The 8569-nt window shown below is 31.2% G+C and carries 8 protein-coding genes; all 8 read left to right on the forward strand.

The window, feature by feature from the left end; all coding sequences use genetic code 11:
- On the forward strand, nucleotides 1–959 hold a 959-nt coding region (locus RWN11_RS06000; RefSeq protein ID WP_314160859.1), incomplete at its 5' end, for an LPXTG cell wall anchor domain-containing protein.
- 438 nt (nucleotides 960–1397) lie between these two features.
- Entirely contained in the window at nucleotides 1398–2429 is a 1032-nt protein-coding gene (locus RWN11_RS06005; protein ID WP_314160860.1) for a PDDEXK nuclease domain-containing protein, read from the forward strand.
- 508 nt (nucleotides 2430–2937) lie between these two features.
- Nucleotides 2938–3666, forward strand: a complete 729-nt coding sequence (locus RWN11_RS06010) for an ABC transporter ATP-binding protein (protein WP_314160861.1) — start codon at nucleotides 2938–2940, stop codon at nucleotides 3664–3666.
- Entirely contained in the window at nucleotides 3666–5180 is a 1515-nt protein-coding gene (locus RWN11_RS06015) for an ABC transporter permease/substrate-binding protein (RefSeq protein WP_314160862.1), read from the forward strand. Before RWN11_RS06010 ends, RWN11_RS06015 begins: the two co-directional genes overlap by 1 nt.
- 289 nt (nucleotides 5181–5469) lie before the next feature.
- The gene (locus RWN11_RS06020) at nucleotides 5470–6327 is read left to right on the forward strand and encodes a BRO family protein (RefSeq protein WP_314160863.1); all 858 of its coding nucleotides are present in this window, start codon (nucleotides 5470–5472) and stop codon (nucleotides 6325–6327) included.
- A 33-nt stretch (nucleotides 6328–6360) separates the two neighbouring features.
- Nucleotides 6361–6618, forward strand: coding sequence for a hypothetical protein (locus RWN11_RS06025; protein ID WP_314160864.1), 258 nt, complete (start codon nucleotides 6361–6363; stop codon nucleotides 6616–6618).
- 237 nt (nucleotides 6619–6855) lie between these two features.
- The gene (locus RWN11_RS06030) at nucleotides 6856–7641 is read left to right on the forward strand and encodes a RecX family transcriptional regulator (RefSeq protein WP_314160865.1); all 786 of its coding nucleotides are present in this window, start codon (nucleotides 6856–6858) and stop codon (nucleotides 7639–7641) included.
- Between the two features lie 12 nt (nucleotides 7642–7653).
- Nucleotides 7654–8569 (forward strand): GTP-binding protein (locus RWN11_RS06035; RefSeq protein ID WP_314160866.1); only part of this gene is annotated, 916 nt, incomplete at its 3' end.

Genomic DNA, 8569 nt, shown 5'->3' on the forward strand with positions numbered 1-8569 from the left:
AAGTAACAGTAGGAGACGACGGCACAGCGATAGTGACAGATCCAACAACAGGAATCAGTCATACAATCCCAGGAACAGAGCTAGTGAACCAAGACTTCGAACCAGTGAAACCAGACGAAAAAGTTCCAGTGAAAGACAAAGCACACTTAACTCCAGAAGAGAAAAAACAAGTGGCAGATAAAGTCAAAGCTAAGAACCCAGGTAAGGAAGTAACAGTAGGAGACGACGGCACAGCGATAGTGACAGATCCAACAACAGGAATAAGTCATACAATTCCAGGAACAGATCTAGTGAACCAAGACTTCGAGCCAGTGAAACCAACTGAAAAAGTTCTAGTCAAAGACAAAGCACACTTAACTCCAGAAGAGAAAAAACAAGTTGCAGACAAAGTCAAAGATAAGAACCCAGGTAAGGAAGTAACAGTAGGAGACGATGGTACAGCAACAGTGACAGATCCAACAACAGGAATAAGTCATACAATTCCAGGAACAGATTTAACGATAATCGTTCCACCGGTAGTCGACATCCCAGAATTCAACGGTGCAGTAAATGGAGAACTTCCAGATCCTGTAGAATTACCTAAAGTTAAACTTATCATTACTAAATGGGCTGATGAACAAGGTAATGAATTGAAACCAGTGGATGCTAAAACTCCATCTAAACTAGGAGAACCTAATGAAGCGTATGAACATGGTACAATACCAGGATATGAATTCGTAAGAACAGAGATTAATTCTGATGGAGATGTTGTAACTCATATCTTCAGAAAAGTTACTCCAACATCACCAAAAGTTGATGAAAACATTAAGCCAAAATCAACAGCTAAAGTAGAGAAATCTACTAAACGCTTAGCGAATACTGGTGAATCTGAAACAAATACAGGGTTAGCAGGATTAGGATTAGCTGTGTTAGGAAGCTTACTAGCAATTGCTAAAAGACGTAGAGAAGATGAAGAATAAATTATATAGAATATAATCTTAAATCTTTCTATAATAATTAAATATTCAGTGAGAAGTCCTAGAGTATTAAAGGTACTCTTTAGGACTTCTTACTTTTTTAAATCTAAGTTGTTTGCACCTGTAAATTATAAATGGAGGATAATATATATAGTAAGTTAAATAATTTGAAATTGACATTTAGTTGTGGGAAAAGATTAAAAATAATGTTATAATTTATGTAGATGATAACAATCAAGATATATTTTTAGATGCTACAAAAGCAGTTTTAAAGAAATAAGTTGTTATTCTTAAAAGGACAAGAGAGTGTTAGAATATGAAAAGGTAGATTATATTATTTTTTCAGTTAAGAAAAATATAGAGTAAAGATTAAAAGTTCCAGAGATTTTTATGAGGAGAATATTCAAAAAATACTATTATACTTTTAGAGGTGAGAAAATTATGAATAAGAATAAGTTAATAGGATATAATATGAATGAAGGAGAAAATAATCGTCAGTTTGATGATATTGTTAAGATTGTCGAAGGTGCAAAGGAACGAGCTTATAGGAAAGTCAATGAAGAACTGATTTTGATGTATCAGGAAGTGGGTAAGTATATAAGTGAAAAAAGCAAAGAAGCGAGTTATGGATCAAATTTTGTGGATAATGTAGCTGAGTTTTTCTCTGAAAACTATCCTGAATTAAAGGGGTTTACCCGCAGAGGTCTTTATAGAATGAAGCAATTCTATGAATTATATAAGGATGATGAAAAAGTGTCACCACTGGTGACACAATTGAGTTGGACTAATCACTTGAAAATAATGTCAGGAGCTAAAAGCAAAGAAGAGAGAAGATTTTATATTGAATTATCAATAAAAGAAAGATATTCGAAGCGTGAATTGGAAAGACAGATGGACAGTGGTTATTATGAGAGATACATACTTTCTAATGGTGAGAGTTTACCTGCTATACAAAAGATAAAGAATGAAACTAATAATTTGTTTATGGATAGATATGTACTGGAATTTCTTGATGCACCAAAGATAGAAAATGAGAGAGACTTTCAAAAATCAGTTCTCGAAAATCTGAAGAATTTTATATTGGAAATTGGTAAAGATTTCTCATTTATAGGAAATGAATATAGGGTACAGGTTGGTAAACATGATTATTATATAGATTTATTATTCTATCATAGAGGATTATCTTGCTTAGTTGCATTTGAATTAAAGATGGGAGAATTTAAACCAGAATATACTGGAAAAATGAATTTGTATTTAGAAGCATTAGATAGAGGCGTGAAAAAGGAAACTGAAAATCCAAGTGTAGGTGTTATCCTTTGTACTTCAAAAGATGATGAGGTAGTGGAATATACACTTAGCAGAAGTCTTTCGCCTACAATGGTATCAGAGTATACATTGAAGCTTATTGATAAGAATTTGTTACAAAGAAAATTAAAAGAATATGCTGAGATTGCCGAAGAAAATAATGAATAATTCATGCATATGATATAAAAGGGTTGATTCAAAAGCTCTAAATTTTAAAAAGTTTATATGAGAGTAGTAGTTTATTGATATCTAAATTTGCTTTTAAAAATCTTTTAGATGTCTAGTGAACTGTGCAGGAGTGATTTGACAAAATCGATTTCTATGAAATTACGATTTTTGAGTCACTCCTGTTTTTTATAATCTATAAAGTATATACTGGTTATCTATATTTGTGAAATTCAAAATGTTGACAGTTGTAGATTTAAAAGTTAGAATATTATATATAGGAAAAACTAAATTAAAATATTTTTTTAAATTGTTTGTCCTAGATTAGATGATAAAATTTCAAATGAGGTAGTTTTATTGCTTTGATGGTTTAAAGTAACCTAAAAGTAACTAAGATACTGTAAAGTGCATACTTGTTTATTATATTAACTTCATGATAGTATAAAGGTAAGTAGTTGAAAGAAGATTGAAAGTTTTGTGGTTATGAAGAAATAAGGAAGAAGGTATAAAAATGATAGAATATAACAATGTTTCATTATGCTGTTCCACAAATGGTTTAATACTTGATGGATTAAGTTTTGACATACAAGAAGGAGAGTTTTTTGTTCTAGTTGGACCTAGTGGAAGTGGAAAAACAACAACTTTAAAATTAATAAATAGGTTGATAGAACAAACAGACGGTGATATTTATTTTGAAGATAAGAGGTTGAAAGATTATGATTTAAGGGAATTAAGACTTAAAACCGGCTATGTTCTTCAACAAATCGCACTATTTCCGAATCTTACTGTTGCAGAAAATATTGCGCTAATTCCAGAAATGAAAAACTTTGACAAGAAAGAAATTAAAGAAAAGATCGAGGATTTATTAAAAAAAGTAGGATTAGATCCAAAACATTATATGAATCGTCTTCCTAAGGAGCTTTCTGGAGGAGAAAAACAGCGTGTTGGAATATTGCGAGCAATTATCGCTAATCCTAAAATTTTACTGATGGATGAACCATTTTCAGCACTAGATCCGCTTAGTAAAGTTCAATTACAGGATTTGATTAAAACTTTGCACAATGAATATAAAATGACAACAGTTTTTGTAACTCACGATATGGATGAAGCGATGAAACTTGCTGATAGAATTTGTGTTTTAAAAGAAGGGAAAGTAGTTCAAATTGCTACACCAGAAGTATTAAAAGAAAACCCTGCGGATGACTTTGTTCGTGAATTTTTTTCAAGGGGGAATAAATAATGAATTTAGTAAGTACATTTTTAGAAAGAAAAGGTGATTGGATAACTGGTTTATTTGAACATCTTCAAATTTCATTATTATCACTTATTATTGCGATTTTTATTGCGGTTCCTCTAGGGATAATTATCTCAGGGAATAAAAAGACAAGTGAATGGTTTTTACAAATTACGGGTATCTTCCAAACTATTCCTTCTCTTGCATTACTTGGATTATTCATTCCATTTATGGGGATTGGTACATTACCAGCAGTCGTGGCATTGGTAATTTATGCAATATTCCCAATACTACAAAGTACGATTACTGGATTATCGGAGATTGATCCATCATTAGAAGAAGCAGCAACGGCATTTGGTATGACAAAACTAGAGAAGTTGAAAAAATTTAAACTTGCACTCGCTATGCCAATACTTATGAGTGGTGTGAGAACGGCGAGTATTATGATAATTGGTACAGCAACTCTCGCCGCTTTAATAGGAGCGGGAGGATTAGGTTCATTTATTTTACTAGGAATAGATAGAAATAATTCAGCGTTAATTCTAATTGGTGCTATTTCATCTGCAATATTAGCGATTCTATTTGGGTTATTAATTAAATTTTTACAAGATAAAAAACCAAAAACTATTTTGGCATCATTACTTGCGGCTGTAGTGGCTTTAACAATTAGCTTCTTCCCAATTGGAAAAATGTCTAATGATAAATTAGTTATTGCTGGGAAACTTGGTGCCGAGCCTGAGATATTAATTAATATGTATAAAATACTTATTGAAGATGAAACTAAAATCGATGTTGAGGTTAAACCTAATTTTGGTAAAACTAGTTTCTTATATGAAGCATTAAAAGGTGGAAGTATTGATATTTATCCAGAGTTTACAGGTACAGTTATAACAACATTATTAAAAACACCAGAAATTGTACCTTCTAATGATCCTGATGAAGTGTATGAAGTTGCACGTAAGAAAATATTCGAACAAGATAAACTAGTATACCTGAAACCTACGAAATTCCAAGATACATACGCATTAGCAGTAACAGAAGACTATGCTAAAGCAAATAAGATTAACAATATTTCAGACATAAAACTCGTAGAAAATTCTGCAAAAGTAGGATTTTCATTAGAATTTAATGATAGAGAAGATGGTGGAATAGGTCTTAAAAATCTTTATCACTTAAATCTAAATGTTAAAACAATGGAACCAGCGTTAAAATATCAAGCAATTTTGAATGGTGATGTAAATATTATCGATGTATTCTCGACTGATAGTAAGATAATTACTAATAAACTTAAATTATTAAATGATGATAGACGTTTATTTCCACCGTATCAAGGGGCACCGATATTAAGAGAAGAAACTCTAAAAAAACATCCTGAACTTGAAAAAATCTTAAATAAACTTGCTGGAAAAATAACAGAAAAAGAAATGACTGAAATGAACTACAAAGTTGATGCAGACGGAAAATCTGCATATGACGTAGCAAAAGAATATCTACAAAAAGAAGGATTAATTAAAAAATAACGTAGTATCTTAGTTGAAAATAAAAATTCTCAAGCCTTATGGTTTGGGAATTTTTTTCTTTCTAACATTTCCTTTTTTATGTGATTTTTGATAAAATTATAGATGAAGAAAATTATAAATTTAAGAGATAAAAATAGTGATATAAAAATCTAATTTAGATGAAAATGATGAGATGAAGTAATAGCTAAAAGTATTTTATTTATAAGAAATTATATTAGTTGTATTCGTATATAGTTTTAAATTTTAGATAATAGTAAAAAATATACGGAATTTAAAAAGGAGAATAATTATGGATAATGAAATTAAATTATTTGAAGGAAATCAAATAAGATCAATTTGGGATAATGAAAGAGAAGAGTGGTATTTTAGTATTGTTGATATCATTGGAGTATTAACTGAAAGTGAAAATCCAAGGAAATACTGGAGCGTATTAAAAACAAGACTTAAAAAAGAAGGAAATGAACTGGCTACAATTTGTAGCCAGTTGAAATTGAAGGCAACAGACGGGAAGATGAGAAGTACTGACGTTGCGGATATGCAAGGTGTATTTCGTATAATTCAATCTATACCATCTCCAAAAGCAGAACCTTTTAAGATGTGGTTATCAGAGGTAGGTAAAGAAAGAATAGATGAAATTATAGATCCAGAATTAACTATTGATAGAGCATTGTCAACATATCTTCAAAAAGGTTATACGAGGGAATGGATTAATCAAAGATTACAAGCAATTCAGGTTAGGAGAGAATTAACAGATACTTGGCAAGACCATGGAGTAGAAGAGGGAAAAGAATATGCAATATTAACTAATGAAATTACTAAAGCATGGTCTGGTATGACAACAAGACAATATAAAGACTACAAGGGATTGAAGAAACAAAATTTAAGAGATAATATGACAACAACTGAAATTATCTTAAATATGTTAGCGGAAGCTGCAACAAAAGATATAGCTAATGCAACGCATCCGCAAGGTCTAGAAGAAAATAAAAAAGTTGCAAAAGATGGAGGTAGTATTGCTGGAAACGCAAGAAGAGAGATTGAAGAGAGAACAGGGAAACCAGTTATTACATCAAAAAATGCTATAGATTTTAGTAGATTAATATCAGATATAATTAAATCAGCAGAAGAAAATGAAAAGAGAAGTTAGTAATTACAATAAAATGTTGCCAATGAAATATAAATGGTATTAGCAAGATTTCTTCAATCTTTAGATGAGAAGAATGTAATTGATTCTATTCAAAGTACTTTTAAAAAATATGGGCACCTTACAGCAAGTGAATTAGTTACAATTACTCACAGAAAAGGAACTCCTTGGGATCATACAAATATAAATGATATTATTAATGATGGGGCTGACCCAAAAGTCCTAAATTTAAAAAAAGTGTATATGATAACTCATAGACGCAGTGGTTTATTGATATCTAAATTCGCTTTATGAAAGCTTTTTAGATATCTAATAAACTGTGCGGAGGTGACTCGACAAAATCTTGTTTCTACGAAATCACGATTTTTGAGTCACTCCCATGTAGAAAAATAAAAAAGGTTAACGAAACTAATTTTTTGTACAAGTTAGATTTCGTTAATCTTTTCTTTTTAACATTTCCTTTTTTATGTGATTTTTGATAAAATTAAAAGTAAGAGTTTTTAGCGAGGAATGTAGAAAGTAGGTGTAAATTTGCAAATTACAAATATAACAAAGCTAAAAGTTAAGTATAAAATTGAATTAGAAAATGGTAAACATTTTTATGTTTCTGAAGATACGATTATTAAATATGGACTTATAAAAAAAATAGATTTATCAAAAGAGCAACTAAAAGAAATTATTGCTCACGAAAGTGTTGAGAGTGCTTATAGTAAGGCAGTACATTATTTACAATTTGGTCTAAGAACTAAGCAGGACATAAGAGAATATCTTCAGAAAAAAGAGATTGCTAATAATGTTATTGATGAGGCAATAGAGAAGTTAATAGAAATCGGTTATTTGAATGATGACCACTATGTAGAAGCTGCGGTAACGGATTATTTCAACCTAAATCAAAAAGGACCGTATTGGATACAAAGAAAATTGTTAGAAAAGGGCTTGGATAAAGACGTTATTGAAGAAAATATTGCGAAGATTTGTACTGAAGAAGCAATGATAGAAATGCTTTATAAAATTATTGAGCACGAGTATAAAGTACGAAGAGAGACAAAAAATAAAAAAGTTCAAAAAATAACACAAAAACTTTATACAAATGGCTTTACATCTGATATAATAAGAAAGGTGTTTGACATATTTTTTGAAGACTATGAGGAAGAAGATGAAGATGATATATTAGATGAGCATTTTAGAAGGGCTTATCAGAGTTATAGTCGCAGATACGAAGGGTATGCACTTAAACAAAAGCTGATTGAAAAGCTAATAAGGGATGGTTTTTCGTATTATACAGCTAAAGACTACGTAGAAAAACAAGATTTGTAAAGGAAGAATAAAATGGATAAAAGAAACGAAAGGCAAAAGAAAATAAGGAACTTTTCTATAATTGCACATATTGACCACGGGAAATCGACTCTTGCGGACAGAATTTTAGAGAAAACAAAGGCGCTAGAACAACGTGAGATGAAAGCACAACTTCTTGACTCAATGGATATTGAGCGTGAAAGAGGTATTACGATTAAACTTAATGCAGTGCAATTACAATATACTGCTAAAAATGGAGAAGAGTATATTTTCCACTTAATCGATACACCAGGACACGTAGACTTCACATATGAAGTATCTCGTTCTTTAGCAGCATGTGAAGGGGCTATTTTAGTAGTTGATGCTGCTCAAGGTATTGAAGCCCAAACTTTAGCTAACGTATACTTAGCATTAGACAATAATTTAGAAATTATTCCAATTATTAACAAAATCGATTTACCTGCAGCAGATCCTGAAAAGGTTAAGACTGAGATTGAAGATGTAATTGGATTACCAACAGATGATATCGTACTTGCTTCTGCTAAAGCGGGTATTGGTATTGATGAAATCTTAGAACAAATCGTAGAATATATTCCAGCACCATCTGGAGATGCTGCTGAGCCACTACAAGCATTAATCTTTGACTCATTATACGATGCATACAGAGGAGTTATTGTTTCGGTTCGTATTAAGAATGGTACTGTAAAAGCTGGAGATAAGATTAAGATGATGGCTACTGGTGGTGTGTTCGAGGTTACTGAGGTTGGTATTCACACACCTAAGGAAAAAATCGTTGATGAACTTACTGCAGGTGATGTAGGATTTATCTGTGCATCTATTAAAAATGTAAGTGAAACTCGTGTGGGGGATACAATCACATTAGCGAATAATCCGGCTAAAGAAGCATTACCTGGATATAGAAAATTAAATCCAATGGTATTCTGTGGAT

Origin of the sequence: uncultured Gemella sp., assembly GCF_963519265.1 — a bacterium.
Taxonomy (GTDB): domain Bacteria; phylum Bacillota; class Bacilli; order Staphylococcales; family Gemellaceae; genus Gemella.